The organism is Paenibacillus sp. FSL M7-1414 (genome assembly GCF_038003195.1).
GTDB classification, from domain to species: domain Bacteria; phylum Bacillota; class Bacilli; order Paenibacillales; family Paenibacillaceae; genus Paenibacillus; species Paenibacillus amylolyticus.
In genome coordinates, this window is sequence record NZ_JBBOOS010000001.1 from 3,224,674 (window position 1) to 3,250,670 (window position 25,997).

Annotated in this window: 25 protein-coding genes, 1 pseudogene and 1 riboswitch; of the genes and pseudogenes, 24 read left to right on the forward strand and 2 right to left on the reverse strand. The window is 44.8% G+C overall.

Translation table 11 applies throughout. The annotated features are described in order from the left end of the window. The first annotated feature begins 18 nt into the window (after positions 1-18). From MHH92_RS14030 to MHH92_RS14050, 5 genes are all read left to right on the forward strand, one after another. Positions 19-960, forward strand: coding sequence for an alpha/beta hydrolase (locus MHH92_RS14030; protein ID WP_340904456.1), 942 nt, complete (start codon positions 19-21; stop codon positions 958-960). Positions 961-1,135: 175 nt separating this feature from the next. Next, on the forward strand, positions 1,136-1,510 hold the full coding sequence (locus MHH92_RS14035; protein ID WP_235200730.1) for a hypothetical protein: 375 nt from the start codon (positions 1,136-1,138) through the stop codon (positions 1,508-1,510). Between the two features lie 2 nt (positions 1,511-1,512). After that, positions 1,513-3,231 (forward strand): ABC transporter ATP-binding protein, encoded by a 1,719-nt coding sequence (locus MHH92_RS14040; RefSeq protein WP_339286781.1) that lies wholly within the window; start codon positions 1,513-1,515, stop codon positions 3,229-3,231. Positions 3,232-3,692: 461 nt separating this feature from the next. After that, on the forward strand, positions 3,693-4,115 hold the full coding sequence (locus tag MHH92_RS14045; protein WP_036670809.1) for a MarR family winged helix-turn-helix transcriptional regulator: 423 nt from the start codon (positions 3,693-3,695) through the stop codon (positions 4,113-4,115). After that, positions 4,112-5,191 (forward strand): threonine aldolase family protein, encoded by a 1,080-nt coding sequence (locus MHH92_RS14050; RefSeq protein WP_340904457.1) that lies wholly within the window; start codon positions 4,112-4,114, stop codon positions 5,189-5,191. Before MHH92_RS14045 ends, MHH92_RS14050 begins: the two co-directional genes overlap by 4 nt. A 177-nt stretch (positions 5,192-5,368) precedes the next feature. Here the strand turns inward: MHH92_RS14050 and MHH92_RS14055 are convergent. Further along, positions 5,369-6,058, reverse strand: a pseudogene (locus MHH92_RS14055) (AraC family transcriptional regulator N-terminal domain-containing protein); the annotation flags it as partial. Between the two features lie 507 nt (positions 6,059-6,565). On the opposite strand from MHH92_RS14055, the gene MHH92_RS14060 reads away from it, so the two are divergent. From MHH92_RS14060 to MHH92_RS14115, 12 genes are all read left to right on the forward strand, one after another. After that, positions 6,566-7,330: a methyltransferase domain-containing protein gene (locus MHH92_RS14060; protein WP_340904458.1), complete on the forward strand. Its 765-nt coding sequence runs from the start codon at positions 6,566-6,568 to the stop codon at positions 7,328-7,330. Positions 7,331-7,341: 11 nt separating this feature from the next. Next, positions 7,342-7,971: a pentapeptide repeat-containing protein gene (locus MHH92_RS14065; protein WP_340904459.1), complete on the forward strand. Its 630-nt coding sequence runs from the start codon at positions 7,342-7,344 to the stop codon at positions 7,969-7,971. Between the two features lie 70 nt (positions 7,972-8,041). Beyond that, positions 8,042-8,142, forward strand: a riboswitch (guanidine-I (ykkC/yxkD leader). Between the two features lie 101 nt (positions 8,143-8,243). After that, a complete protein-coding gene (locus MHH92_RS14070; protein WP_340029563.1) occupies positions 8,244-8,582 on the forward strand; it encodes a DMT family transporter in 339 nt (112 codons plus the stop codon). Then, the gene (locus tag MHH92_RS14075; RefSeq protein WP_340904460.1) at positions 8,582-8,896 is read left to right on the forward strand and encodes a DMT family transporter; all 315 of its coding nucleotides are present in this window, start codon (positions 8,582-8,584) and stop codon (positions 8,894-8,896) included. Before MHH92_RS14070 ends, MHH92_RS14075 begins: the two co-directional genes overlap by 1 nt. Before the next feature lie 117 nt (positions 8,897-9,013). Continuing rightward, positions 9,014-10,420: a DEAD/DEAH box helicase gene (locus MHH92_RS14080; RefSeq protein ID WP_036608186.1), complete on the forward strand. Its 1,407-nt coding sequence runs from the start codon at positions 9,014-9,016 to the stop codon at positions 10,418-10,420. Between the two features lie 142 nt (positions 10,421-10,562). Next, positions 10,563-10,916 (forward strand): MmcQ/YjbR family DNA-binding protein, encoded by a 354-nt coding sequence (locus MHH92_RS14085; protein ID WP_340904464.1) that lies wholly within the window; start codon positions 10,563-10,565, stop codon positions 10,914-10,916. Positions 10,917-11,021: 105 nt separating this feature from the next. Continuing rightward, positions 11,022-11,714 (forward strand): hypothetical protein, encoded by a 693-nt coding sequence (locus tag MHH92_RS14090; RefSeq protein ID WP_036608182.1) that lies wholly within the window; start codon positions 11,022-11,024, stop codon positions 11,712-11,714. A 163-nt stretch (positions 11,715-11,877) separates the two neighbouring features. Next, positions 11,878-12,762 (forward strand): alpha/beta hydrolase, encoded by an 885-nt coding sequence (locus MHH92_RS14095; RefSeq protein WP_340904467.1) that lies wholly within the window; start codon positions 11,878-11,880, stop codon positions 12,760-12,762. A gap of 229 nt (positions 12,763-12,991) precedes the next feature. Then, the gene (locus MHH92_RS14100; RefSeq protein WP_340904469.1) at positions 12,992-14,149 is read left to right on the forward strand and encodes a type III polyketide synthase; all 1,158 of its coding nucleotides are present in this window, start codon (positions 12,992-12,994) and stop codon (positions 14,147-14,149) included. Then, positions 14,136-14,855 carry a methyltransferase domain-containing protein gene (locus MHH92_RS14105; protein ID WP_339184894.1) on the forward strand — a complete coding sequence of 240 codons (720 nt, stop codon included), beginning with the start codon at positions 14,136-14,138 and terminating at the stop codon, positions 14,853-14,855. The genes MHH92_RS14100 and MHH92_RS14105 overlap by 14 nt, the downstream gene beginning before the upstream one ends. A gap of 6 nt (positions 14,856-14,861) precedes the next feature. After that, entirely contained in the window at positions 14,862-16,010 is a 1,149-nt protein-coding gene (locus MHH92_RS14110; protein WP_315371617.1) for an NAD(P)/FAD-dependent oxidoreductase, read from the forward strand. Between the two features lie 179 nt (positions 16,011-16,189). Next, positions 16,190-17,380: an aminotransferase-like domain-containing protein gene (locus MHH92_RS14115; protein WP_340904471.1), complete on the forward strand. Its 1,191-nt coding sequence runs from the start codon at positions 16,190-16,192 to the stop codon at positions 17,378-17,380. Positions 17,381-17,448: 68 nt separating this feature from the next. On the opposite strand, the gene MHH92_RS14120 is transcribed toward MHH92_RS14115, so the two are convergent. Further along, positions 17,449-17,874 carry a MaoC family dehydratase gene (locus MHH92_RS14120; RefSeq protein ID WP_340904473.1) on the reverse strand — a complete coding sequence of 142 codons (426 nt, stop codon included), beginning with the start codon at positions 17,872-17,874 and terminating at the stop codon, positions 17,449-17,451. Positions 17,875-18,035: 161 nt separating this feature from the next. Between MHH92_RS14120 and MHH92_RS14125 the strand changes: the two genes are divergently transcribed. The 7 genes from MHH92_RS14125 (at position 18,036) to MHH92_RS14155 (ending at position 25,985) form a co-directional block, all read left to right on the forward strand. After that, positions 18,036-19,034 carry a LacI family DNA-binding transcriptional regulator gene (locus tag MHH92_RS14125; protein ID WP_340904475.1) on the forward strand — a complete coding sequence of 333 codons (999 nt, stop codon included), beginning with the start codon at positions 18,036-18,038 and terminating at the stop codon, positions 19,032-19,034. Between the two features lie 117 nt (positions 19,035-19,151). Continuing rightward, positions 19,152-20,036 (forward strand): AraC family transcriptional regulator, encoded by an 885-nt coding sequence (locus tag MHH92_RS14130; protein ID WP_017688600.1) that lies wholly within the window; start codon positions 19,152-19,154, stop codon positions 20,034-20,036. Positions 20,037-20,121: 85 nt separating this feature from the next. After that, positions 20,122-21,387, forward strand: coding sequence for an ABC transporter substrate-binding protein (locus MHH92_RS14135; protein ID WP_100528065.1), 1,266 nt, complete (start codon positions 20,122-20,124; stop codon positions 21,385-21,387). A gap of 46 nt (positions 21,388-21,433) precedes the next feature. Next, positions 21,434-22,324, forward strand: a complete 891-nt coding sequence (locus MHH92_RS14140; protein ID WP_036608160.1) for a carbohydrate ABC transporter permease — start codon at positions 21,434-21,436, stop codon at positions 22,322-22,324. Positions 22,325-22,338: 14 nt separating this feature from the next. Further along, positions 22,339-23,220 carry a carbohydrate ABC transporter permease gene (locus tag MHH92_RS14145; protein WP_083684212.1) on the forward strand — a complete coding sequence of 294 codons (882 nt, stop codon included), beginning with the start codon at positions 22,339-22,341 and terminating at the stop codon, positions 23,218-23,220. 199 nt (positions 23,221-23,419) lie between these two features. Continuing rightward, positions 23,420-24,829 carry a spore germination protein gene (locus MHH92_RS14150; RefSeq protein ID WP_100528066.1) on the forward strand — a complete coding sequence of 470 codons (1,410 nt, stop codon included), beginning with the start codon at positions 23,420-23,422 and terminating at the stop codon, positions 24,827-24,829. Positions 24,830-24,869: 40 nt separating this feature from the next. Then, a complete protein-coding gene (locus MHH92_RS14155; protein WP_340904477.1) occupies positions 24,870-25,985 on the forward strand; it encodes a GerAB/ArcD/ProY family transporter in 1,116 nt (371 codons plus the stop codon). Positions 25,986-25,997: the final 12 nt, after the last annotated feature.

Genomic DNA, 25,997 nt, shown 5'->3' on the forward strand with positions numbered 1-25,997 from the left:
CAACAGGAGAGAACCATCATGATGAAAAAAATATTAATCATTTTGCTCAAAATATTCGGAGCCATCGTTATCGCTTTTGCATTATTTCTTGCCACTGTTTTTATTGTTAATGTATTTAGCAACAAATCGGAAGAAGGGAAAATAAATCCCTATGGTCAGTTTGTAGCAGTTGACGGGAAAAACATGAATGTGTTGATTCAAGGAACAGGCAAAGAAACGGTGGTATTGCTTCCTGGATACGGAACACCTGCCCCAGCCCTTGATTTCAAACCGCTTATCGATGAGTTATCTCCATTTTACAAAGTTGTTGTCATTGAGCCTTTCGGTTATGGATTAAGTGACATTACTGAAAAAGAGCGTACCACTGAAAATATGGTTAGTGAAATTCATGAAGCGTTACAGCAACTTGGTATTCATAATTACACGCTTATGGCTCACTCGATTTCAGGGATATACGGCCTGGATTATGTGAATAAATATCCAAACGAAGTAAGTTCATTTGTCGGAATTGAGAGCAGTGTCCCAACGCAGGGAGGTAATGATGATCCATTTCCAACCGAAACGTACAAACTGCTTAAAAAATCAGGATTCTACCGATTGTTAATGAAACTGGCCCCTGATCAACTGATTGCACCCGATGTTGATGAAGAAACCAGAGAACAAATTAGAATACTTTCACTCAAAAATACGTTTAATCCGAACAACCTGAATGAAGGTGAAAACTTTGGTCCTAATTTCAAAGCAGCTGAGAACCTGTCCTTCCCCAAAGATCTTCCTGTGATTTTCTTCTTACAAGCGAATGATACGGAAACAGAAGGCTGGATACCCTTGCATGAAGAGCAAGTCAAAGATTCAGTGCATGGAAAAGTGATGACATTTGAGGGAGAACATTATTTGCATCACACCCGATCCAAAGAAATGGTTCAAGAATATAGAAAGTTTATGAGTGAGATAAAATAGTGTCGCCAACAAAAAAAGTCGCGAAATCGCGGCTTTTTTCTGTTAAGAAGATGGTGAATATACATACTTCGTTATCTATTGGGAAATTTAGGTTGACACTTCTTTTTGTCGCGTATACAATCGTATACATGAACACGTTGTATACATATGTATACACGTAATGGGGGTGGCATAAATGAGAGATCGTCCTATCGAAGAGATGGATGGAAGTGTACGTCAAGGTGAGCGTCCGAGACGCGATATGAGTGACAATGAGCAACGTGGTGAACGTTCCAGACGTGGAAGAGGTCATGGTGAACATGAGGGAAAACGGGGCCGTGGTGCGCAGACATTCCGTCGCGGCCGAATTCTTGTATTTCTGGAACAAATGCAGAATCGGAGAACAACGCTTGTCCGACAACTTGGACAGGAGGAGTATGAACATATTCGCCCGGTGATCAGTGGGGAGTTAAAAGCGATTGATCAGGTCATCGACGAGTATATCCATCTGTTCGAGCTGCAAAATGAAGATGTAAACCCCAATAAGGATCTGGAGAGTGAGAGTGAATAAGTATGATTCGTCGTTTTTTTTCGTATTATCGTCCCTATAAAAAACTGTTTTTGATTGATTTTGGATGCGCTGTACTCGCAGGTCTTCTGGAGCTGGCTTTCCCTCTTGCCGTCAGCAAATTCATTAATGAATTGTTGCCAGGTCAGGATTGGCCTCTCATTATGCTTGCCTGTGTGGTGCTGTTATCCATCTATGCACTTAATACCGTATTGAACTATGTAGTTACATACTGGGGACATATGCTTGGCATTAACATTGAGACCAACATGCGTGAGAAGATGTTCGCTCACTTGCAGAAGCTGTCCTTCCGTTTCTTTGATAATCGTAAAACAGGTCACTTAATTGGTCATCTTACGAATGATCTGAATGATATCGGCGAGGTTGCTCACCATGGACCTGAAGATGTATTCATCGCAGTAATGACATTAATCGGATCGTTCTGGCTGATGGCTAACATTAATCTGGAGCTTGCGCTGCTTACCTTTATCATTATCCCAATTATGGCTTGGGTCATTATCGTATTTGGTGGTCGCATGACAAAGACGTATCGGCGACTTTTCGGAGACGTCGGCAATTTCAATGCGCGTATTGAAGACAACGTCGGGGGTATGCGTGTTGTGCAATCGTTCGCCAACGAAGAACATGAGAAAGAACTTTTTGCGGTGGACAATCAGAATTTCCGTAAAACCAAACTGCTTGCCTACAAAACGATGGCGAAAAGTATCTCGGTGAGTTATATGATGATGCGACTGGTTACGGTGTTTGTCATGATCAGCGGGGCTTGGTTTTATATCGATGGCAGAATCAATATGGGTGACTTTATGGCCTTTCTGCTCCTGTCCAATATCTTCTTCCGCCCGATCGAGAAAATCAATGCCGTCATTGAAAGTTATCCAAAGGGTATCGCTGGTTTCAAGCGTTATCTGGAGATCATTGATACGGAACCAGAAATTGCGGATAGCAAAAACGCCGTTGAATTCGAAAGTGTGAAGGGTGATATTCGCTTCGAGAACGTCTCGTTCGGATATGAATCCAGTCGGCGAATTCTAAGTGATATCAGTCTGTCTGTTCGACCAGGGGAAACGGTTGCTTTTGTTGGACCTTCGGGTGCAGGCAAGACGACAATCTGTAGCCTGCTGCCCCGATTCTACGAGGTAGAAGAGGGACGTATCACTGTGGATGGCGTCGACATTCGTAACGTTAAGCTTCAATCCTTGCGCAAGCATATCGGAATCGTTCAACAGGATGTATTTTTGTTCTCGGGTACCATTAAGGAGAATATTTCTTATGGTGATCTGAGTGCAACGGATGAACAAATCTGGGATGCCGCCCGTCGTGCCTCATTGGAGGAACTGATTCTCACGTTGCCTGATGGCATGGATACGGTCATTGGCGAGCGTGGAGTCAAGCTATCCGGAGGACAGAAGCAACGGTTATCTATTGCTCGTATGTTCTTGAAAAATCCACCGATTCTTATTCTGGATGAGGCAACCTCTGCGCTGGATACGGAAACGGAAGCACTGATCCAGCAATCACTCGCTGAATTGTCGGTGGGCAGAACTACACTTGTGATTGCACACAGACTGACAACTATCAAGAATGCAGATCGAATTATCGTAGTAAACACAGATGGTATCGCTGAGCAGGGTAACCACGAGGAATTGGTCGCCGCTGGAGGGATATACAGCCGTCTTCATCAGGTGCAATATAGTCACTCTTAATCCATATAAATTGAACTGTTTACACTCGTCACTTCGATGACAGAACAACCTTCCGATCGCTGTTATCCCCAGATTTTTTGATTCCTTCTAGAAAGGGAGGAAATCCGGGGATAGCGTATGCTTCCGATGTAGCTTTCTTGCAGAAAGCTTTTAGGCGAACGCTTTGCTTCTTCAGGTTCTTTCTGTCCTCTCCGTTTTGTGTAAATGTTTAGTTCAATTTATATAGAAACTTAAGTAGCTGACTAAGTATCTGGATCAAGTATCTAAAACAAGTAAACCTTGCCGCGCATATGCGCGGCTTTTTTTATTGATTGGATATTAAAAATGAAGTTATAAAATGCTATGTACAATATAATGTTGACAACGTCCACTAACGTGATTATTATAATGTTGACAATGTCCACTAAAAAGGAGGGTTTGACATCGACTCTCAGTACATAAATCCAGATATACTGGCTGACATGCGACGTTTTAACCGTTTTTATACCAACATACTCGGTGTACTCGATAAGCATATTCTTGGAACAGGGTATTCGTTTGCAGAAGTACGAGTCATTATTGAGATTGGAATTCGGGGAGAGAGCATTGCGAATAATCTGGTAGATACACTGACCATTGATCGCAGTTACATGAGCCGAATTGTGAACAAGCTGTCCAAGGAAGGACTGCTGGTGAAAGTGGATTCTGCGGCCGACAGCCGGGTCAGTCTGATTCGTCTGACAGCCAAGGGTGAGGAACTGTATGCCCAATTGAATGACCGATCCGATCAACAGATTCTGAAGCTGATGCAAGAATTGAATGAAGAAGAGATTCAAGAGGTATACACCTCCATGATGAACATACAAGAGAAGTTGAACAAGAAGGCAGGAGAGACAACACGATGATACGATTTGAATGTGATTATAACGAAGGTGCGCATGAACGCATTTTACAAAGACTGATGGAAACCAATATGGAACAGACGAGCGGGTATGGCACGGATGGACACTGCGAACGGGCGAGAATGCTTATTCGTCAGGCTTGTGACAATGAGCAAGCTGATGTTCATTTCCTGGTTGGTGGTACACAGACAAATACAACGGTGATTGCCTCTATTTTGCGTCCATATCAAGGTGTGATTGCTGCGTCCTCGGGACACATTGCGGTTCATGAAACCGGAGCTATTGAAGCTACGGGACATAAGGTACTCACAGTTCCAAGCGAGGACGGAAAGATCACGCCTGAGCAGGTTAGAGCAGTCTACGATGCGCACATGAATGAGTCGTCGCCGGAACACTGTGTTCAACCAGGAATGGTCTACATATCTCAGCCAACCGAGAACGGAACGATGTACAGCAAGGCAGAACTGCAAGCATTGCATACAGTGAGCAGAGCATGTGGTCTTCCGTTTTTCGTGGATGGAGCACGTCTTGGATATGCACTCGCTTCACGCGCTTGCGATATGACACTTGCTGATCTTGCTCGCTTGTGTGATGTGTTTTACATCGGGGGAACCAAGATTGGCGCATTGATGGGAGAAGCGGTTGTTATCCTGAATGATGCACTGAAACCTGATTTTCGTTATATGATCAAACAAAAAGGTGGCCTGCTTGCCAAAGGCAGATTGCTAGGTATCCAATTCGAAACGTTGTTCGAAGATGGTCTGTACCTCGATATTTCTCGCCATGCCGTAGATATGGCCTTGAGAATTCATGACTCACTTGAACAGCAGGGGGTACGCTTCCTGTACGATTCACCAACCAACCAGCAGTTTCCGATTCTGCCTGATCGTTTGCTTGAGAAATTACGCAACGGTTATACGTTCACCTTCTGGGAAAAGGTTGACGATACACATAGCGCGGTGCGCTTCTGTACCAGCTGGGCAACGCAGCAGGAAAATGTGGATGCACTGACTCGTGACATCACTCAATTATTGCACGGAGAGATCCACGTGCCAGAACGGGTCGAAGCATTGGTCTAATCTTGTTCAAAAATTAAGGAGAACAGCTCCGATTTCCTTTCATAAATACGAGTATTTTGAAAATTCCAAAAGATATTACGCAGAATTCTGATACTGAACAAAGGACAACTCATTGTGGTTGTCCTTTTTTGGTATGCCTTTTGTGTGATAGTTGTGAGATAGAGAGTGAATACTCGGTTACTCACTCAAGGCCATGTCATATTTCTCTTTCAGCCGTCGGATATCGGCTCTTGGCGGCGCACCGAACATGCGTGCATATTCGCGGCTAAATTGAGAAGCACTCTCGTAACCAACCCGAAACGCTACATCTGCCGCGTCAGCAGATTCGGCCATCAGAAGTCGCCGGGCTTCCTGTAATCTTAATTGTTTCTGGAATTGTAATGGGCTCATAGCTGTGATCTCTTTGAAGTGACGATGGAATGAAGAGACGCTCATACTCGCGGTCTCAGCCAGATCTTCAATGCGAAATGGCTGTTCCCAATGATGAACGATGTACTCAATCGCTTCTCTGATCCGATAAGTGCTGCTACCTTCAACCGCAATCTGCGCCAGTTCTCCTCCGTAAGGCCCTTGAAGGAGACGGAACAGGATTTCTTTAATGTACAACGGAGCCAGAAACGGAAGCTCTCCCGGCGTATCCAGCAATCGAACAAGTCGGAGTACAGCATCCTGAATGGACGATTCCATCTGACCTACAAACATGGCTCGTCTGGCGTTTTCGTTGAATGTTACCTTGATATTACATTCGTTAAGTACTTCGAGAATTTGGTTCGGTGTGAATTCGAGCTTAAGACTTAAGTAGGGTGCATCTGCGGATGCCTTGATAATCTGCCCGATGACCGGAAGATTCATGGAAGCAATCAGGTAATATTATAAAGCTTACCGTACAGAACCAAAAGAGGGCCTGAGAGGATCAGGCAATCAATTAAGACGATTGATATACCGCTTGCAGCCCATGACTCGGCATACTAAGAGTATGTTAACAGAGCCAAGCGATTAAAGTTTATCGAAAAGTTGGGTGAACAAAGTGATGAAGTGGTTATCAAACCATGTGAGGCAAATATTAATTGACAGGCTCGAATCACAAATTAAGTATGAAGAAAATTCCGTACATCGAGAGATATACTTCACATGCTGGTTAGAGCTAGTGACCGAAGAGGTCGACACAACATCAGTTTACAGCACAAATTCAAGGAGAGTGTAAATTAGGGCACACAGGTCTAGGGGGAACGCGCTCCATCGTCTCTGAAAGAGGAATAGAGTCGCCATCTGGCGGCTTTATTTGTGATTGAGTGATTAGTAAATTGACAGTTCCTTTACATTAAAGTTATTATAGATACATTAGATCCTTAATTGAAAAGGAGATTATAATCTATGAATAACGGACATTCATCCGGTCAAGTGAACGAATCATCGAGTGGTCACTCCGCTCCTTTTGCTACGTTACAGGGCACACCTATCTTATCATTGCTCCAGCCATCCCAAGGTGAACGTATTCTTGATGTGGGTTGCGGTAATGGCGATCTGACAGCGAAAATCGCAGCCGCAGGAGCGCTGCCAACAGGTATAGATTTTTCAGAAGAGACGATTAGGCAAGCTAAACAGAAATACCCTGATATGAATATTCAAGTAGCAAATGCTTGTCATTATCGGACAGAAGAACCGTTTGATGCGGTCTTCTCTCATGCCGTTCTGCATTGGATAAAGGATGCTCCAGCTGTAGTACAATCAATACAGTTAGCGCTCAAGAGGGGCGGGCGATTCGTGGCTGAGTTTGCTGCAAATGGTAACACGGCTATATTAATTACAGCGGTACAGGAAGAACTGGATGTCCGTGGATACAAATGGGAAGGACGGAATCCTTGGTATCACCCGACCATTGGCGAATATGCTAATCTTCTGGAGCAACACGGATTTCGAGTTAGTCTGGCTCAGCATGTGGATCAATTTACCCCGTTCAAGCCAGGTGCCAGAAAGTGGTTGACCAGCTTCGCGGAGTATTTATTCAGTGGTATCACACCTGCGGAACAGGATGTTATTATGGAAGCAGTTGAGAAAAAAGTACAGCCACAACTGATGCGGGATGGACAGTGGTATCTGGACAGAAGCCGACTGCGAGTTGTAGCTATTAAGGAATAGGGGAATACGGGATGAAAATGGACAAACCCAAGATTCAGGAGCAGTTGCTCGAACCGGAAACGATTGCATTCCTGGAATCAAAAATGGAGTACAAATACAAACTGATCGAGAACATTACATTGGATCAACAGGAAGCGAGTAAGGTTTCCTTTGAAAATGTTGTATTTAGACATGTGACTATCTCGGAGTCTACCTTGGAACAATTTGAATTCACCGATGTCAGGTTCGAACACTGCGACTTCTCCAATGTCAATCTCTCAAGTGCCTTCATGCACCGGATCGAATGGCATAACTGCAAGTTTGTCGGAACGGATTTTTCCAATAGCCGATTGCAAAATGTCAGTTTCCTTCATGGTCTAGGCGACTACAGCAATTTCCGTTTTGCCCATCTAAAACAGGTCTCCTTCTCGGAATGTACCTTGATTGGTGCGGACTTTGCCTATCTGGCACTGCAAAAAATAGAGTTCATTCAATGTAACATCGACCAAGCTTCCTTAACGGGGACCAAAATGAAGGATTTGGATCTTAGCGATTGCGAATTTGACTCCTTGGTGCTGACCATGGAAGATCTCAACGGTTGTGTGATTTCACCACATCAAGCCGCCACATTTGTAGGATTAATGGGTTTGATTATCAAATAAAGGGCATGATCACATTTACGGGGTTGCCAAGATAGTGGAAGTGTGTATAATTGGAGTCACATTAGAATAAAAACAGGTTTTCTAGGGTTCCGCGATGGATGTGTCGGTCTGGTCCGAGAGAAAACCCGCAACCTGTTGGTTGTGCCACGGAGGGATAAAAGCCTGGGAGATGAACTGCTACATGCAGTTTGTTTCCCGGGCTTTTTTTGTTTTTACGCTAATGAACCTTACGGGTTGTACAAAAAATGTAGTAGAGAAGGAGTGTTACAAGAATGAATAAAACGTGGATGTCGGTTGTGATTGCTGCTTTGTTTGAAGTAGGTTGGGTCATTGGATTGAAACATGCCAGTGGTCTGCTGGAATGGGGGGTTACGTTGGTTGCAATTATCATTAGTTTCTCCTTGATGATTGCAGCTTCGCGGACACTGCCTGTGGGAACCGTATATGCCGTATTCGTTGGCCTGGGTACCGCTGGCACGGTACTTGCAGAGATTGTTCTGTTTAATGCGACTGTTCAAACCGGAAAAATGGTACTCATTGGTGTACTTTTACTTGGCGTAATTGGTCTTAAAATGCTGAGCAAAGAGAAGAATAAGGAGGTGCAACTATAATGAACTGGGTATTTCTTATCTTGGCAGGTATATTTGAGATGATCGGAGTGCTGATGATAAACAAGTTGCACAAAGACCGTAATCTCATTTCACTGGTTCTATTGGTAGCCGGGTTTGGTTTAAGCTTCATGTTCCTGTCCATTGCAATGGAAACTCTTCCGATGGGCACAGCATATGCCGTATGGACGGGAATCGGGGCCTCCGGTGGTGCCATTCTGGGCATGGTGTTTTATGGAGAAGCTCGAAATGCCCTTCGAATTCTGTTTATCGCTATGGTGCTCGGATCGGCAGTTGGTCTTAAATTGGTCAGTTAAACAAAGTGATTTTAAAAAGATAATGTACAAATTACGTTTTTAATGGTAACCTTATACGTTACGTGTGAAATAAAAGATGCGTCATATTGATAGATGTGCGTAAATGAAGGAGACAACATGACATTTAAGGACTTAAATATTATCCCCTCTATTATGGAAGGGTTAAGCAAAGCAAACTATACTAATCCTACCCCTATACAGGAACAGGCCATACCAGCTGTATTAGCTGGCAGAGATCTGCTGGGATGTGCACAGACAGGAACAGGCAAGACGGCAGCATTTTCAGTGCCGATCATTCAATTATTAAGCGAAAGATCCAAAGGGCAAGGATCGAAGTCCGCACGACATATTCGCTCATTAATTTTGACACCAACACGAGAACTGGCGATTCAGATCGCGGATAACATCAAGGTATATAGCCGGTATACGGACATTCGTTGTACGGCAATCGTTGGCGGCGTTTCGCAAAAAGTACAAGAGCGTGCGCTGAATCAAGGTGCAGATATTATTATCGCAACGCCTGGCAGATTGAACGATCTGATTAACCAGAAACGTATTGATCTGAAGATGGTTGAGATTCTCGTTCTGGATGAAGCAGACCGGATGTTGGACATGGGCTTCATTCATGATGTGAAAAGAATCATTGCCAAAATGCCTAACAAAAAGCAGACGCTGTTCTTCTCAGCTACGATGCCTCCTGAAATCACCAAAATGGTTAAAACCCTGCTGGTTGATCCAGTCAAAGTAGAAATCACACCGGTATCTTCAACGGTAGACCGCATTGAGCAGTCTATTTATTTGTTGGAGAACGGCAAGAAGCAACATATGTTGAACCAAATTTTGGAGGATAAATCCATCGTCACGGCATTGGTGTTCACACGCACGAAGCGCGGCGCTGACCGGGTTACACGTGATTTGGCCAAAGCGAATGTTACGGCACAGGCTATTCATGGCAACAAGTCTCAGAACGAGAGACAACGGGCACTGAACAACTTCAAGAGTGGTGCAACACGTGTATTAGTTGCGACGGATATCGCGGCAAGAGGAATTGACGTAGAGGAACTTTCACATGTCATTAACTTTAACCTGCCTAACATTCCGGAAACGTATGTTCACCGTATTGGACGTACAGGGCGAGCTGGCAAAAGCGGGATGGCCATATCGTTCTGCGAGAAGGATGAACTTCCATTCCTGAAGGATATCGAGAAAGTAATCAAAAAGACGATTCCTGAAGTGAAAGGTCATCCGTATCCAATGACAGGTGTACCTGTGTTTGATAAAACCAGCAAAGCATCAGGCAGTAAACCTTCGTTCAACAAATCGGCTGCAGGCAAACCGGCGAAGTCCAAAGCTAACCCGGCACGCAAGCCCAAATCCGAATGGTTTGCCAAGAGTGGTAAATCAAACAGTAGTCGTTCAAACGACGGTAGACCCAATAGCAGTAGATCAAACAGCAGTAGCAGTAAATCTAACCATGGCTCATTCAGCCGCAGCAGCAAAACTAGGAATGATAGAGCCAATTAAGATCTAAATAAATCCAGATAAAACCTTCTCCATTCATTTGGAGGAGGTTTTATTATGTGCTTTTATGTACAACGAGCTTATTTACATACGAACTTACATTCGGTATCATTATATCGTCTACTGGTGAAAGGGAGGTACTGACTTGAAGGATACGATGATTGAATACAGTTTGAGCAAGAAAGGTGCGACCAAGGATTATCCATTTGGGCCTGATCCAGTCGCGATTAAGGTTGCGGGTAAGATGTTCGCGCTTATTTTTGAAAACAAAGAAAAGAACTGTCGTTTAAACTTAAAATGTGACCCCATTATTGCAGAGAACCTGAGAGAGCAGCATGAAGCAGTTCAACCGGGATATCATATGAACAAAAAACACTGGAATACCATTACGCTGGATGGTTCACTATCCGATGAAGATGTCTACGTCATGATCGATCACTCTTATGATATGGTTATTAAATCCCTTCCAAAAAGCGTTCGGGAATCTTTGGCCGAATGAGGAGAACGTATACCACTTTCTCTACACCTCATTCATCATGTTATTGACATTTAAGAGGTAGGTGAAAAGGCTAATGGTCTGCTTCTCTAACAGAATGAATATCCTATGAAAATGAAGACATATTTGAAGTCCATTTGGTTCCATTACCTTGGAAATAAACAAGATCGAACGGCCTTGTTTAATGTGGCTTCCCTTGTTATCAATGCGGTAACAGGGATAGGCAAGTTAATCCTGGGCATATATCTGCTTTCGGGATGGTTCATTACAAATGCTGTATATTATCTGATTCTGTGTGTGGCAAAAGGACAAGTGCTCCATAAATATACAGTTACCAAGAGAATGGACTCTCCCGAAGAAAGATATAGATTAGAACTTACGGTATATAAGCGCGGAGGTCTGTTCCTGTGTTTACTAGGCGTGTCCTATTCGATGGTCTGCCTGCGAATGTATCTAATCGGCGATGCCTTCATATATGAGGGTAACATCGTGTATATCGTATCTACAGTTGCTTTTACCAAGCTGGTTTTTGCCGTGTATGGTACCTGGGCGAACCGTCATCTCCATAACCCGATCATATCTACATTGAAAATGATTAACTTCACCGATGCGATGGTATCCATTGTGGTGACCCAAGCGACGTTACTTACCATGCAAGGCTCACCTCTTGCATTAAAAACCAGTAGCTTGTTTGGCATGGGGTGCAGCGTTTTATTTTGTTTGATGGGGGTCTGGATGATGTTCCACAAAAAAAAGGAAACAAGCACGGACCCAAACCAATCTCCTGGCACTGAATGTTAACATTGAAGCATTAAGAGCAGGGGAAGGTAATTTTGGTTGACGTTTCAGCATGTTGATCAATACATATCGAATGAATTGCACATGACGGAATAGACGAGTGTCATCTATACTTAAGTGACAACGGAAGTAGGCGTATTGGCAATCCACTAAAGGAGTGATATCTATGGATCAACAACAACAATTGGCAATGGTACAACGTATGCGTCAAAATGTCGTCGGTACAGGTGCAACTCTTCAACCCAGTTCCACGTATGCGGTCACAGTAAAAGAAGTCATGATTCCTACAACTAAAGGGGATACACGTGTACTTGTGTATACACCGGATAGGGAGCATTCCACGCCTCTGCCGGTCTTCTTTAATATGCATGGGGGTGGTTTCATCTTGGGACAAGCAGAGATGGATGATCCATGGTGTCGCTTGATCGCTGATCGATCTGATTGTGTGGTCGTTAATATCGATTACAGTCTTGCACCAGAGCACAAGTTCCCAACAGCGGTCGATGAATGTTACAACGTTGTACAGTGGGTCAGCGCCAATCCGGAATCCTTATCTGTTCACCCGTCTTTATTCGCTATTGGGGGGCATAGTGCTGGTGGTAATCTTGCTGCAGCAGTGTGTTTACTGAATCAGCAACGAGGTAGCGAGCTGCCAATTGTTCTGCAAATTATGGATTATGCCGTGTTGGATGTGGCTACAGATCCGGCCGAGAAACCGAGTTTTGCAGAAGCCATTCCAGCCGATATCGCCAGAACGTTCAATGCCATGTACCTTGATACGCCAGAAGATGCGCAAGACCCGCTGGCTTCACCTGTGCTCGCAATATCAGTGGAGGGTCTTCCAGAAGCATTGATTATTACCGCGGAAAAAGATTCACTAGCCCAAGAAGCAAGAACATATGCAGCAAGGCTGGAAGCAAGCGGTGTGAAGGTGACACTTAAGGAGTACGAGGGAGCCGCTCATGGATTTACGCATTTTGGCGATCTCCAGATGGCTGAGGATGCCTGGTACCTGATGAGTGACAAGATCAGAGAAGCATTTTCCAAATAACGTGTATCAGAATGACGCTTAGAAGGAATATAGTTACCTTGGAGTCGCCTAATGGCGGCTTTTTTCGTTCATTGGTGTGATTGCTTCAATGGCTTGGCGAAACCAAGCTTCTGAGCTTGCGGATGTGTTAATAAACTAGATTAGGAGCCTTATTGAGATTATAACGATATCGTTAAGGGTAAGAGTTGTTAAATTAGAGGAAATAATGACCAATACCAGGAGGTTTATTATGAACCAATATAACAGTCCATCCGATATCGCGATTCTTGGCATGGGAACGGCTCTACCTGCTCACCCCGTAGCACAGTCAGATATTGCAGAACTAATCGCTTCTTCTCTTCAGGATCGGCCAGATTTGGCCCGTTTTGCCAGACGAATATTCAAGTCCTGTGGTGTTGAAACACGATATACCGTGGAACCGAGCTATCTGGGTTCACTCGAAGAATGCCGTTATCTGCCCTCTGGTGAGCGATCAGACATCCCGACAACCGAAGAACGAATGAATACATACAAGCGAGAGGCGCTTCCGCTCGGGGTTGAGGCTGCAGAGAAAGCCCTGGAGGATTCAGGCGTATCTCCAAAGAGCATCACACATATCATCACGGTCAGCTGCACAGGTCAATATCTGCCGGGTCTTGATGTTATGCTCATCCGTCATTTGGGTTTGTCTGCCCGAGTTAATCGACTGCCGCTAATCTTTCAGGGTTGTGCCGCAGGGCTGAAAGCCATTCAGATGGCACGAGATGTGGTGCAGGGAGCTCCCGGATCACAGGTCCTTGTGGTCTGTGTAGAGTTGTGCACCATTCATTTTCAGCCCGTACAAGATCGGGAAGCGCTGTTTGCAGCTTCATTCTTCGGAGACGCTGCTTCTTCTTGTGTAGTGGGCACACCAGAATCTCAGCACAAGAATGTTTTGAGTCTGGGAACGGGTTATTCTGTGCTTCTTCCGGATTCGACTGAAGATATGACCTGGGAGGTGGGGAATCTGGGGTATGACCTGTATCTATCCCCTCGTATTCCGAAGCTGTTAGGTGTTCATCTGGAAGAGGAACTGCGTCTCTTATTGCAAAGTGAACAGCTTCCTGAACTATGGGCCATTCATCCGGGAGGACGCGGGATTGTGGACTCTGTGCAGAATGTAATGAAGTTGCGAGACGAGCAAACGAAGTATAGCAGGGATGTCCTCAGAACGTATGGTAACTTATCCTCCAATACCATTCTGTTTGTAATGAACGCGATGCGTGAGGACATGAAGGTACAGGGTCAATCCTCCACAGATGGTGTAGCCATGGCATTTGGACCGGGACTCACCGCAGAGTTGATGAAATTCACTTATGTACCCTCATTATCTTCAGTGATGGAGGAGCACGATCATGTCCTTTTTTAGAACATTGTCCATTCGAGCCAAGGAAGATGAACTGATGGATGACTTCTCTCTGGGAGGGGAGGAGCTGCGTGAAGCGCTTAGACATCTGAGACGTCTTAACAAAATATTTGCAGCACCTGGCCCAACTCTGGCTGGTGTAGAGAAGTTGTGGAACTCAGTCGGTAAGCCGAATAAGCTGACCTTGCTGGATGTGGGGGCAGGTTCAGGAGATGTGAACCAGAAACTACTGCAATGGGCAGATCGTCAGGGTGTTCAGCTGGAAATTACGTTGGTTGATCTGACGGAAGAAGCGTGTGAGGAAGCGAGACAACTATTTCGTCACGAACCCCGAGTTCGGGTACAGCGTGCCGATCTTACACAACTGCCGGATGCTTCCGCAGATATTGTGACAGGCTCCCAGTTTGTACATCATTTTGACGGAGATCAGCTGGTCGATATGGTTTCTCATATGCTAAGAGCATCCAGATACGGTGTCGTTATTAATGATATTCACCGTCATCCCGTATCCTATAAGGCGGTCTGGATTACTACACGGATGATCTCGCGCAATCGTTATATTCGTCATGATGGGCCTCTTTCCGTAGCCAAAGGTTTTACAGGGAGGGATTGGAAGGAACTTAAACAACGTCTCAATCATGATACGATGACCTATGAATGGAAGCCCTTATTCCGATACTCTGTTGTTATTCCCACGAAAGGCAGGTGATCTTACGTGTCGAAATCGATAGATGTGATTGTCATCGGAGCCGGAATTGCCGGCAGTACATGTGCAATGCAACTGGCAGGGAAAGGACATCGGACCCTTCTGCTGGATCGCCAGGAGTTCCCGCGGCACAAAACCTGCGGTGAGTTCATGTCACCCGAAACCAAGGAGATGTTAGAAGTTCTGGACATTCACCTTCTGGACCAGTCGAAGAAACCTAGCACGATGGATCATGCCAAAATCGTTATGCCACAAGGCGGAGTGATCGAAGCACCGCTGCCGGGATTCGCATATGGCATAAGTCGATATGAGCTGGACCAGATTTTGCATCAGAAGGCTCTGGAGGCCGGAGCCCAGATTGTGACCAAAGCGACCTTAACGAGCATCGAGCAGCTTGAGGATGCCAGTTATGAGGTTCAGGTGAAACAGGGAGATGAGCGGATCAGCTACAGAGCCAAAGCCGTTATCGGGGCACATGGGACCAAAAAGCCGCGCGGGATGGCTTCCGCACCTGATCTGCGGGACCAAACCGTATACGTTGGCGTTAAGTCCCACTTCAGCGGGATAGAGATTCCCGCACGGGTAGAGTTATATTTTTGCGAGGGTGGTTACGTGGGCATTTCTCCGATTGAGGATGGTATTGTGAATGTCGCCGCATTGTTGACACTGGATACCGTCCAGGGAAGTGGCAAATCTGTAAACGATATTTTACAGGCGGCATCCCTGACAAACGTGAGCTTGGCGGCCCGTTTAGCCGAGGGAAAACCTGTAGATGGAACGCAAGTGTCGATTGCGCCGTTGCATCTGTCCAACGTTCCTGAGCCGTGGTCCCAATATCCGCATATTGGGGATGCCATGCTGATGATACCGCCCTTATGTGGAGACGGAATGTCCATTGCCCTTCGCTCCTCACTCCTGTGTGCAAGGTGGACTGACAAGTACCTGCAAGGCGATATTGAACATGCCGATTGGCAGAGTAATTACACGCTGGAAGCAAGCCGTGAATTCACCCAATTGCTCAGACGCGCAAGAAGAATTCAAAAGCTGGCTTTTGCCAAAACCAATAAATTCTATCCTGGTCTGGCCCGCATGATCCCCGGTCTAGCCGCTTATGTTGTGAAGGCCACACGGCTATCCGAGATGAACGCAGCGCGCTAATAGGCTGAAAGTTTACTCAATACTTATGCAAGGAGGTTGCTGAAGGCGGCCTCTTTTTTTGGCGTACAAACATTAATTTTGTGGAGACAGTTTGGAAATTCGGGAAATGCTCGTATAATAGAATCTAATGTAATGATAGAGAGTTAATTCAGATGAAATGTCGGGAGGCACTATTTAAGATGAACTATTCATTTTCCAATCGTATCGCAGCACTGCAACCATCCATTATTCGTGAGATTCTGAAGGCTTCTTCGGGGCAAAATGTGATTCCATTCTCTGCGGGAAACCCAGCTCCGGAAACCTTTCCTATTGAGGCGATTCGCACATTCACTCAATCCATTCTGGAGCATGACCCGGTCACAGCTCTGCAATATGGGATTACGGAAGGATATGTTCCCCTCAGGGAAGCGTTGACTCAACATTTGAAGACGGGTTTTGATACCGGTAAACCATCCGATCAATTGTTCATTGTATCTGGAGCGCAGCAGGGGATTGAACTGGCCTGTAAAGTGTTCTGTAACGAAGGGGATACAATCATTTGTGAGAGTCCGAGCTTTATTGGTTCCCTGAACTCCTTCCGGGCATCCGGTGCGAAGCTTGCCGGTGTTCCGATGGAGAATGACGGTATGGATATCGAGAAGCTGGAACAGGCGCTGCAAACGGAGCCCAATGTGAAACTGATCTACGTGATTCCGAGTTTTCAGAATCCGACTGGTGTAACGACGAGCCTGGAGAAACGTAAAGCCATATACGAGTTGGCTAAGAAGTATGGCGTGATGATTTTGGAAGATAACCCGTACGGAGAACTTCGATTCAATGGAGATGATGTACCAACGATCAAATCTATGGATGATGAAGGTCTGGTGATCTATGTTGGATCATTCTCCAAAATTCTGTCGGCGGGACTGCGCGTCGGTTTTGTACAAGCGCCACATGAAGTGGTGGAGAAGATGGTTGTCGCCAAACAGGGAGAAGACGTACATACGGCGATGCTTCCACAGATTCTGGCATACAAGTTCATGACAGAGTATGACTACGCGGGGCATATTAACAGTATTCGTGAGGTCTATCGGAGAAAAGCAACATTGATGATGGACAAGCTGCAAGAGCATATGGGTGAGTCCATTACCTATACCCAACCGGATGGTGGACTGTTCCTCTGGTGTGATCTGCCAGCACATGTGCCCATGCTTGATTATGCCAAGACAGCGGCAGCTCAAGGTGTTGCGGTTGTACCGGGAAATGCATTCCTGGTGAACGAGCAAGACCCTTGTAATGCCATCAGACTTAATTTCTCAACCCCTTCAGACGAACAGATTGTCAAGGGTGTAGAGATTTTGGGGCAGGTATTGAAAGGGTATAACGCTTAAAAATGCTTCAATGTAATATATTTACGAAAAGCCGCCAATTGGCGGCTTTTTTGGGCTTTTTCTCGTCCTTAATTATCGATTAAAGCACTTAATTCTGCCTGAAATACCTTTTGATTCTTCTGATTGAAAGTACTCAGCAGCACCGTAACAATCCCATTTCCTTTTCGTCTGGGAGTCAGTCCAATGACTTCTGCAATGACATGAAGTTCATCATCTGGAAAGACCGGTTTCAGGAATTGAATGTTATTCATTCCGGTGCCCGCCACGACATGTTCTCCATAGACCCCGACCTCAATCCATAATTTAAAGGAGATATTCATCGTTTGCATGCCAGAAGCAATTAAACTGCCGAATCGGCCTCGCTTGGCCTTTTCCTCATCCAAATGCATGTACTGTGGGTCATAGATTGTGGCAAACTCAATAATATCACTCTTGGATAATGCCAAGGATGTGGTTTCGTAGCGCTGACCTATTACATATTCACTAAATCTCATGAAGGCACCTCGGTTTCTTTAATATGTTTTATCGTAGTTGATGTTTTGCTAAGAGACATGACTGGACTGACGTGTTAAAATGCTAGTGAACTATCCCGTGTGTATTGCTGTGTTACTGCCATAATGAACTAAACAGATGAAACTGTCTTTGAGGAGTATATATGATGACAACGATTAAAGATGTAGCCAAGATGGCTGGTGTAGCCAGTTCGACCGTATCTTGCGTACTCAACGATAAAGGAAATGTAAGTGAGCCGACAAGACTTCGAGTGCTTGAGGCAGCGAGTCAACTCAATTATGTTAGGCATGGTCCTGCATCGGAATTAAAACGAAATAGTACACAAACCATTGGTATTATTGTCCATGACATGTCCAGCCCGTATTTCTCGGAGTTGGTGAATGGAATAGAAACCGTCGTTATGAGTCATGGATACGATATGATCGTATGTAGTTCGTTGGGTGGAGAGAAGTCGACAGCCCATCGTTACATTCGTGAACGAAGAATTGACGGAGCTATTGTTATTGCTCAGAATATTCAAGATCAGTTGCTGATTGAAGCATCTGAAGCAGGGTTTCCGATTGTTGTCATGGATCGGGATCTGGATGCTCAACATATTGTAAAGGTTTTGATGAGTGATACGCAAGGCGGTTACTTGGCTACCCGTTATCTGATCGATAAAGGGCATCGGACTATAGCTTATATTAGTGGCCCGTCACAATCGGAATGTAATCTCCATCGTTATCAAGGTTATTTGAAAGCCCTGAAGGAGGCAGGTATCGAAGAGAACCCCGAATGGAAAATTGGCGGACAATACATGAAGCAAGATGGGTACGATGCAGCCAAGAAACTGCTTGAAGGAGAGTTGCCATCCGCTGTATTTTTTGCAAATGATGAAATGGCCATCGGCGGCTTGGAAGCCTTCAGGGAGCATGATATCTCAATACCTGAACAGTTATCCGTAATTGGCTTTGACAATATACCTGCATCTCAGTACATGAATCCACCTCTAACCACATTTCGTCAGCCGAAGAGGGATGCAGGCCAGCTTGCAGGTCATGTTCTCTTCCAACTGCTGAACGGAGAGATCGTAGAGACGTTATATACACTGGACATCCAATGCGTGGAACGTGATTCTGTTCGGCTCCTCAACCTGAGTTGAGGAGTTTTTTTGCATTCTATAGAATTTTAAATACTTAAAAAGAAAGGAGAGTAGCCATTAATGCATAATATAAAGATGAGGAGTATTTTGCATTGGAAATAAATGGAGGTTGATACGATGGGCGTACCCACTTTTTTGGAGACAGGCCATATGCAAGAAGGTTTTCCCATTCGGGTAATTCATACAGGAAATCAGTTCAATTATGCTGCGCACTGGCATGATGAGGTTGAACTGGTTCTCGTTAATGGTAAGAGCGCCAGAATTGGCGTGAACGACCACGTGTGTGAGTTGGAAAAGGGGGATGTGCTGCTGATCAAACCAGGGGATGTGCACTGCTTTTTGCCGGGGACCGAACATTTGACCATTATCTTGTTCCGACTCGAATTGTTAACCGGGAGTTTCACGACCGAAGCCGAAATTCAGGATCTCGGACAACTTTTCAACAAAACAACTGTTATTCCCTCGAATACGGGAAGTCAGAGCAATCTGACTCAATATATAGATGACATCATTACCGAGAAGAAAAATCAGAAGCCGGGATACCGATGGTTAATGGTATCCAGGTTGTATGATCTCATCATACTTTTATTACGTACCAAAGTACCGGTTACCACCGACGAATCTTCATCTTCAGGATGGGCATGTACTTCCTCCAAAAAATTTGAATTCCTTGAATCGGTCTGTGAATACCTGGAGGAGCACTATGCTGAGCCCATTAAGCTGGAACAGGTGGCAGAACATATTAAATTCAGCAAGTTCCATGTCTGCAAGCTGTTCAAAGAGATCAAGGGAGTAACACTGATGGAATACTTGAATCATTTTCGAATTATCAAATCCGAGTGGGCCTTATTGTTCCGTCAGGATACGATTCTGGAGATTGCGATCGGACATGGCTTTAACAATGTTAACTCCTATAATCGTCTTTTCAAAAAATATAATGACTGCACACCGTCCGAATTTCGTAAGAAACATCGTACGAATATCACAAAATATGGAGGGTAATGCACAATATTTGTGGAGAAAGCCCTCTCCAAAATCAATATACTCTAATAAATTGTAAGCGTTTCCTTTTTGAAGGAGGGGGCCTATGAAGAAGTGGTTTAAGCCAACTATTGTATTTGTATGTGCAGCGATGTTGTTAGCTGGTTGTCAGTTCAGTCCATCGAGTGAAACCAAGCAACAGGAGATTACCGTGTGGAGTTTTACGGATGAAGCAGGGTACGCCATCGAAAAATTTGAACAGAAATATCCTGACATCAAAGTGAACTTTGTCAACATCCCCGGTAATTTCTATATCACCAAGCTGAAATCTGCGCTACAGACAACCTCGAAGGCTCCAGATGTATTTATGATTGAAAATGCGAATATTCGAGAGCTGATTGACGTTCCATATCTGGAGAATTTATCAGCTTCACCGTATAACGCCAATGAACTTATCCAGGAACAATATGCTTTTGTTCAGGCCAATGAACAGGACAGTGAGGGAAATGTCAGAGCGATAGGTTATCAGGGAACACCAGGGGGCATCTACTATCGTCGGGATTTGGCGAAGAAATATCTGGGCACCGATGATCCTGAGAAGGTGGGTTCACAGATCGATACATGGGAGAAGATCTTCGAGATTGGAGAGAAGGTACAGCAACTTAGCGGGAATAAAGTACATGCATTGGCGAATTGGAATGCTATATCGAATTCATATGATGGTATACCTTGGGTGAAGGACGGCAAACTTGTTATCGATCCAACGTACTTGGAAGTGCTCGATCTTGTACGTGAAGCACGTGAGCGAAATGTACTTGCCGAGTATGAAGATGGAAGTGCCGGTTACGCTGCATCTATGCAAAAAGGTGAGGTCATGTTTTATCCCGGGGCAACCTGGGGTTTGCAATATACGTTCAAGGCAAACGCTCCGGATACCGAAGGGATGTGGGGCTTAGCCCAGGGACCGTCAGCCTTTAGTTCAGGTGGAACCTATATCGCGATGTACAGTAAAAGTGAGAAAAAGGATTTGGCCTGGAAGTTTATTGAGTTCTATAATTTTGACCACGATTTTCTATCCGAGTTAGCGAAAGAACAGGATTATTTCACCAGCAACATGGTTGTGAATGATGAACTTGCCCCGTCTCTCTCATCGTCCTATCTAGGAGGACAGAAGCATTTCGAGTTTTTCTCGGAGGCTGCAAAACGGGTACCAGTATACGAACGCACCAAATATGATGCCACGATTAATAATGATATCTACAAGATTGTACTCCAGTTATATCTCAACAAGGACATTCAGACCAAGGAAGAAGTCGTAAAGCGAATCAAACGTGATGTTACCTTGAGATTTCCGGAGCTGGAAGTGGATTAGTAAGCGATTGAATATACACATCCGATGATAACTGGGGGGATAGAACATGTTTGCCAAAACGATTCGCAAGGACCATTACGGCTACTACTTCATTGCTCCGTTTTTTATTATTTTCACCACTTTTGGGTTGTATCCCATTTTATATTCGCTCTACATCAGTTTCACCAACTTTGATGGAATCACGACACCTGACTTTGTAGGGATCGGTAACTACGTTGCCGTATTACAAGACCCGTTGTTCTACAAAACCTTGTTTAATACGTTATTCATCTGGGGCGTATCTGTAGTTCCACAGCTCACAATCTCACTTGTGTTGGCTTTTATCCTGAATGATAAGTTGCTCAAAGGACGGGACTTTTTCAGAGCCGTATACTTTTTTCCCAACATCGTTACGGCGGCATCACTTGGATTGCTTGTCAGCTTGATTTTTGACTGGCAGTCTGGCGGACTGAATCATTTTTTGGTGCAGACCGGCATAATACAAGATCCAATCAACTGGAAAAATGACCCCTGGTTTATGCGTCTGATTGTATCATCCATTTTGTTTTTTCAATACTTCGGTTATTCCATGGTTATCTACCTTGCAGGTCTTCAGGGCATTGATCCTTCATTGCTGGAAGCTGCACAGATGGATGGCGCGAAAAAGAAACATATTTTCATCCATATTATCGTGCCGATGCTCCGTCCAATTATTCTGTTTCAGATGATTACATCTATTATTGGGGGCATCCAGATTTTCGATCAGCCATTTACACTAACCAACGGCAATGGCGGTCCTGACCGAGCAGCCATGACGAGCATTATGTATCTCTATAATGTAGCATTTCAGAGCACACGATTTGGTTACGGCGCTGCCATAGCATTTTGCCTGTTTATTATCATCATATTGTTGTCCGTTGCATCCTTCATCATGACCAAGCGGAAGAGCCGTTCATAGGGAGGGGAGTTCTTATGCAAACTGCAAAATCAGTTGAACAACCAAATGCGGCGATTCAGCAATATGCCAATACAAGAGGGCTGACGGCAGGCAAAATCATCATCTATCTGTTGCTGACAGGTCTTGCCGTGCTCTGCATTATTCCATTTTATCTGATGCTTATCTATTCCACACATAACAATGCAACGATTGCTTCAACGTTCACATTTCTTCCCGGATCATTCTTGATTGATAACTATATGAACATGGTATCCAAAATCAACATATGGCGTGGGTTTGCCAACAGCATATTTATTGCCGGAACATCGACCGTATTATCTCTGTATATTGGGGCCTTAACTGCGTATGGATTTGCTAAATTTAAATTCAAAGGACGAAACGGATTGTTCCTGTTTCTGTTAGCAACCATGATGGTACCGGGTCAACTGGCTTTGATTGGCGTATATCGACTATTCAGCATGATGGGACTTCTGGATAGCTATGCTGCAATTATTTTGCCGGCTGCGGCTAATGCATTTAATGTATTTTTTATCAAACAGTTCATGGAGAGCAGTATCCCGGATGAAATTATTGAATCTGCGCGGGTGGACAGTGCCGGTGAGTTCCGGACGTTCAATCAGATTGTACTGCCTATCCTGGGGCCGGCAATCGCCGCCCTTGGCATATTCACGTTTATCGGATCATGGAATAATTTCCTGACACCGCTGGTGCTATTTTTCTCTCTGGATAAATATCCGCTTCCGGTATTGGTTGCGCTAGTGCAGGGGTACTATGGGATGGATTATGGGCTCTTGTATTTGGGTGTAGCGATCTCAATCCTGCCTATTATTATTGTATTCTCTATATTTTCCAAACAGATTATTGGAAGTGTTGCTTTGGGTGCTGTGAAAGGATAGCGATCAATAGAAAATAGGGAATTTCAAGGAGCAAGATCAACGGATTCATAGGAATGAATAGCGTTCTAAATCATCAGAGTCGCTCATGAGGGCGGCTTTTTTGGCATTCTATATTTTGCGTATATATCCCAACTGATAAGTAAAGGATACCTTTAACTGAGAATATCTGGACGGAGCGTTTACGGAAAGGGGAGGCGTCATGGACACATCAGCGATAACACAACAGGACCTGCCGTTAACCGGAAATCTTGCTATTGATCAAGAAATGTTACGCTCCGTTTTTGCGGGTTGCTCGGACGTTGTATTTCATACATTCCAAACCGCGTGTCTTACATCAGCGTTATGCGTATATTGTGTTGGTGTATGCGATACGGAGCGCCTGGAACGACAGGTACTAACCCCCCTTCAGGAAATGGGGATCGAAGCTGCGCAAGTTCCGCTAGCTTCTGTTAAGCAAGTTGAAACGACTACTCAAGCAGTACAGGCCATATTTGAAGGAGAAGCTCTGTTACTGCTGGACGGTTCAATAGGCGGAACTACATACCCTCTATACCTAGCTGCAAATCGTTCAACGGAAGAACCGTTAGCTGAATCGACCGTGCGTGGTGCACGGGATGGGTTCACAGAGTCGTTGACCATGAATATGTCTTTATTGCGCAAACGTCTCAAGACACCTGCATTGAAGATTCATACACGTAACATGGGAGATCGTACAAACACCAGTATTTCACTTGTATACATGGAGGGGATTATTGATCCCAAACTTGTAAAGGAAGTGGAGACACGACTTGCCGATTTAAAGCTCCGAGACGTACTGGAGAGTCAGTACATTGAAGAAGGCATTGTTGATCAGCGATATTCACCATTTCCACAGATGATTGCGACGGAGCGTCCGGATGTCGTTGTTTCCAACTTGCTGGAAGGTCGTTTTGCTATTCTCGTTGACGGAACTCCGTTTACCCTTATCGCACCAGTAACCATTTTTTCCATGTTACAATCCCCCGAAGATTATTATCAAAATGTGTTCATGAGTGTTTTTGTACGCTGGCTGCGATACATTTTTTTTGTTTTATCCATGCTGCTTCCATCGGCTTATGTAGCGATTACGACGTTTCATCAGGAGATGATTCCTACGGTATTACTTCTCAGTATTGCTCGGGCGAGAGAAGAGATCCCTTTTCCTGCCCTGGTGGAAGCACTCATTATGGAAATTGCCTTTGAAGCATTGCGTGAGGCTGGCGTCCGATTGCCCAAGCAGGTCGGATCAGCGGTCAGTATCGTGGGTGCCTTAATTATTGGGCAAGCGGCGACGAGTGCCGGAATTGTCTCAGCCCCCATGATTATCATTGTCGCGATAACCGGTATCGCTTCTTTCATGATCCCTCGCTATGCTGCCAGCATCGCGACTCGTCTACTACGTTTTCCCATGATGTTTCTTGCAGGAACGTTGGGACTCACGGGTGTCATGCTGGGAGTCATCTTGGTTGTCATTCATCTAAGCAGTCTTCGTTCATTTGGAACACCTTATCTCTCACCGGTAGCACCTACGATGGCTAAGGAACTTAAGGATGTATGGTGGCGTCCATCCCCAAGGAACAAACCACACTAGAACAATCTACAATCGAGCAAACAAGGGAGCGGGATTACATATGTTGACGGACAAAGGGAAAATATCGGTGACTCAATTGGCATTTATGGTCTTTCCCGCCATTATTGCGACGGCTATCCTGTCTGTGCCTGGAATTACAATGCATTATGCAGGACATGACATGTGGATGACTCCAATTATAGGTTCTATTGTTGGATTGGCTGCCATTGGTATTTCCGTTGGACTTGATCGTCTGTACCCAGGAAAAACACTCATTCAATCCAGTGTATTGATTATTGGTCGGATTCCGGGCAAGTTATTCGGCCTGATATATATCGCTTTTTTGCCCCACCTGACGGGCTTGATTATTCGGGAATACGGTGAATTCATTGTCAATAATGCACTTCCGCGTACACCTTTGTTTGTTGTGATGGGTACGATGGTTGTTGTATGTGCGATTAATGTCAGACTTGGGATCGAAGTTGTCGGACGAACCGCTCAGGTGTTTGTTACCCTGCTGATCGTTCTGCTGGCTTTGATCTTTATATTGTTGATTGGTGAACTGAATCCTGCCGAGCTGTTTCCTTTTATGGAGAAGGGTCCAATTCCCATTATTACGGGGGCTGCTGCACCTGCTGCATGGTTTAGTGAATATATCGTGTTGGCTTTTCTGCTACCTTATGTGAATGAAAAAAAACGAATAACCCGGGTCATGCTGGGTTCCCTTGTGTTTACAACAACTGCAATGACAGTGACCAATCTGTTTTGCCTGTTTTTAATTGGTGATTTAACGGATACATTTGTATTTCCGGTCATGATCGCAGCAAGATACATAACCATTGCGGACTTTTTGCAACATATCGAATCCCTTATTATTGCCATCTGGATTTTCGGTATTTTCGTTAAAATTTCCGTTTTTCTATATATCTTTGCTACATCAACCGCGGAATGGTTTGGTTTGCGAGACTACAAACCTGTGGTTGGTCCACTTTCGTTCGTGTGCATGGTATTTGCTTACTGGGTTGTGTCCGGTGGATCCGGTATTTCCAGTTTGGTTAGCGCTTCAGCCAACTTGTATACGATCAGCATTTTATTAATCCTTCCGGCTATGATCTACGGTGTCGCATGGCTGAAGAAAGGGTGGGCACATTTTCGGAAGAATCGAGCGAACACCTGATTGATGGGGGAG

Excerpts from the sequence above, each read along its gene's own strand:
- MHH92_RS14030 (WP_340904456.1), top strand. The coding sequence starts at position 19 with ATGATGAAAAAAATATTAATCATTTTGCTCAAAATATTCGGAGCCATC.
- MHH92_RS14035 (WP_235200730.1), top strand. The coding sequence starts at position 1,136 with ATGAGAGATCGTCCTATCGAAGAGATGGATGGAAGTGTACGTCAAGGT.
- MHH92_RS14040 (WP_339286781.1), top strand. The coding sequence starts at position 1,513 with ATGATTCGTCGTTTTTTTTCGTATTATCGTCCCTATAAAAAACTGTTT.
- MHH92_RS14045 (WP_036670809.1), top strand. The coding sequence starts at position 3,693 with ATGCGACGTTTTAACCGTTTTTATACCAACATACTCGGTGTACTCGAT.
- MHH92_RS14050 (WP_340904457.1), top strand. The coding sequence starts at position 4,112 with ATGATACGATTTGAATGTGATTATAACGAAGGTGCGCATGAACGCATT.
- MHH92_RS14060 (WP_340904458.1), top strand. The coding sequence starts at position 6,566 with ATGAATAACGGACATTCATCCGGTCAAGTGAACGAATCATCGAGTGGT.
- MHH92_RS14065 (WP_340904459.1), top strand. The coding sequence starts at position 7,342 with ATGAAAATGGACAAACCCAAGATTCAGGAGCAGTTGCTCGAACCGGAA.
- MHH92_RS14070 (WP_340029563.1), top strand. The coding sequence starts at position 8,244 with ATGAATAAAACGTGGATGTCGGTTGTGATTGCTGCTTTGTTTGAAGTA.
- MHH92_RS14075 (WP_340904460.1), top strand. The coding sequence starts at position 8,582 with ATGAACTGGGTATTTCTTATCTTGGCAGGTATATTTGAGATGATCGGA.
- MHH92_RS14080 (WP_036608186.1), top strand. The coding sequence starts at position 9,014 with ATGACATTTAAGGACTTAAATATTATCCCCTCTATTATGGAAGGGTTA.
- MHH92_RS14090 (WP_036608182.1), top strand. The coding sequence starts at position 11,022 with ATGAAAATGAAGACATATTTGAAGTCCATTTGGTTCCATTACCTTGGA.
- MHH92_RS14095 (WP_340904467.1), top strand. The coding sequence starts at position 11,878 with ATGGATCAACAACAACAATTGGCAATGGTACAACGTATGCGTCAAAAT.
- MHH92_RS14100 (WP_340904469.1), top strand. The coding sequence starts at position 12,992 with ATGAACCAATATAACAGTCCATCCGATATCGCGATTCTTGGCATGGGA.
- MHH92_RS14105 (WP_339184894.1), top strand. The coding sequence starts at position 14,136 with ATGTCCTTTTTTAGAACATTGTCCATTCGAGCCAAGGAAGATGAACTG.
- MHH92_RS14115 (WP_340904471.1), top strand. The coding sequence starts at position 16,190 with ATGAACTATTCATTTTCCAATCGTATCGCAGCACTGCAACCATCCATT.
- MHH92_RS14120 (WP_340904473.1), bottom strand. The coding sequence starts at position 17,874 with ATGAGATTTAGTGAATATGTAATAGGTCAGCGCTACGAAACCACATCC.
- MHH92_RS14125 (WP_340904475.1), top strand. The coding sequence starts at position 18,036 with ATGATGACAACGATTAAAGATGTAGCCAAGATGGCTGGTGTAGCCAGT.
- MHH92_RS14130 (WP_017688600.1), top strand. The coding sequence starts at position 19,152 with ATGGGCGTACCCACTTTTTTGGAGACAGGCCATATGCAAGAAGGTTTT.
- MHH92_RS14135 (WP_100528065.1), top strand. The coding sequence starts at position 20,122 with ATGAAGAAGTGGTTTAAGCCAACTATTGTATTTGTATGTGCAGCGATG.
- MHH92_RS14140 (WP_036608160.1), top strand. The coding sequence starts at position 21,434 with ATGTTTGCCAAAACGATTCGCAAGGACCATTACGGCTACTACTTCATT.
- MHH92_RS14145 (WP_083684212.1), top strand. The coding sequence starts at position 22,339 with ATGCAAACTGCAAAATCAGTTGAACAACCAAATGCGGCGATTCAGCAA.
- MHH92_RS14150 (WP_100528066.1), top strand. The coding sequence starts at position 23,420 with ATGGACACATCAGCGATAACACAACAGGACCTGCCGTTAACCGGAAAT.
- MHH92_RS14155 (WP_340904477.1), top strand. The coding sequence starts at position 24,870 with ATGTTGACGGACAAAGGGAAAATATCGGTGACTCAATTGGCATTTATG.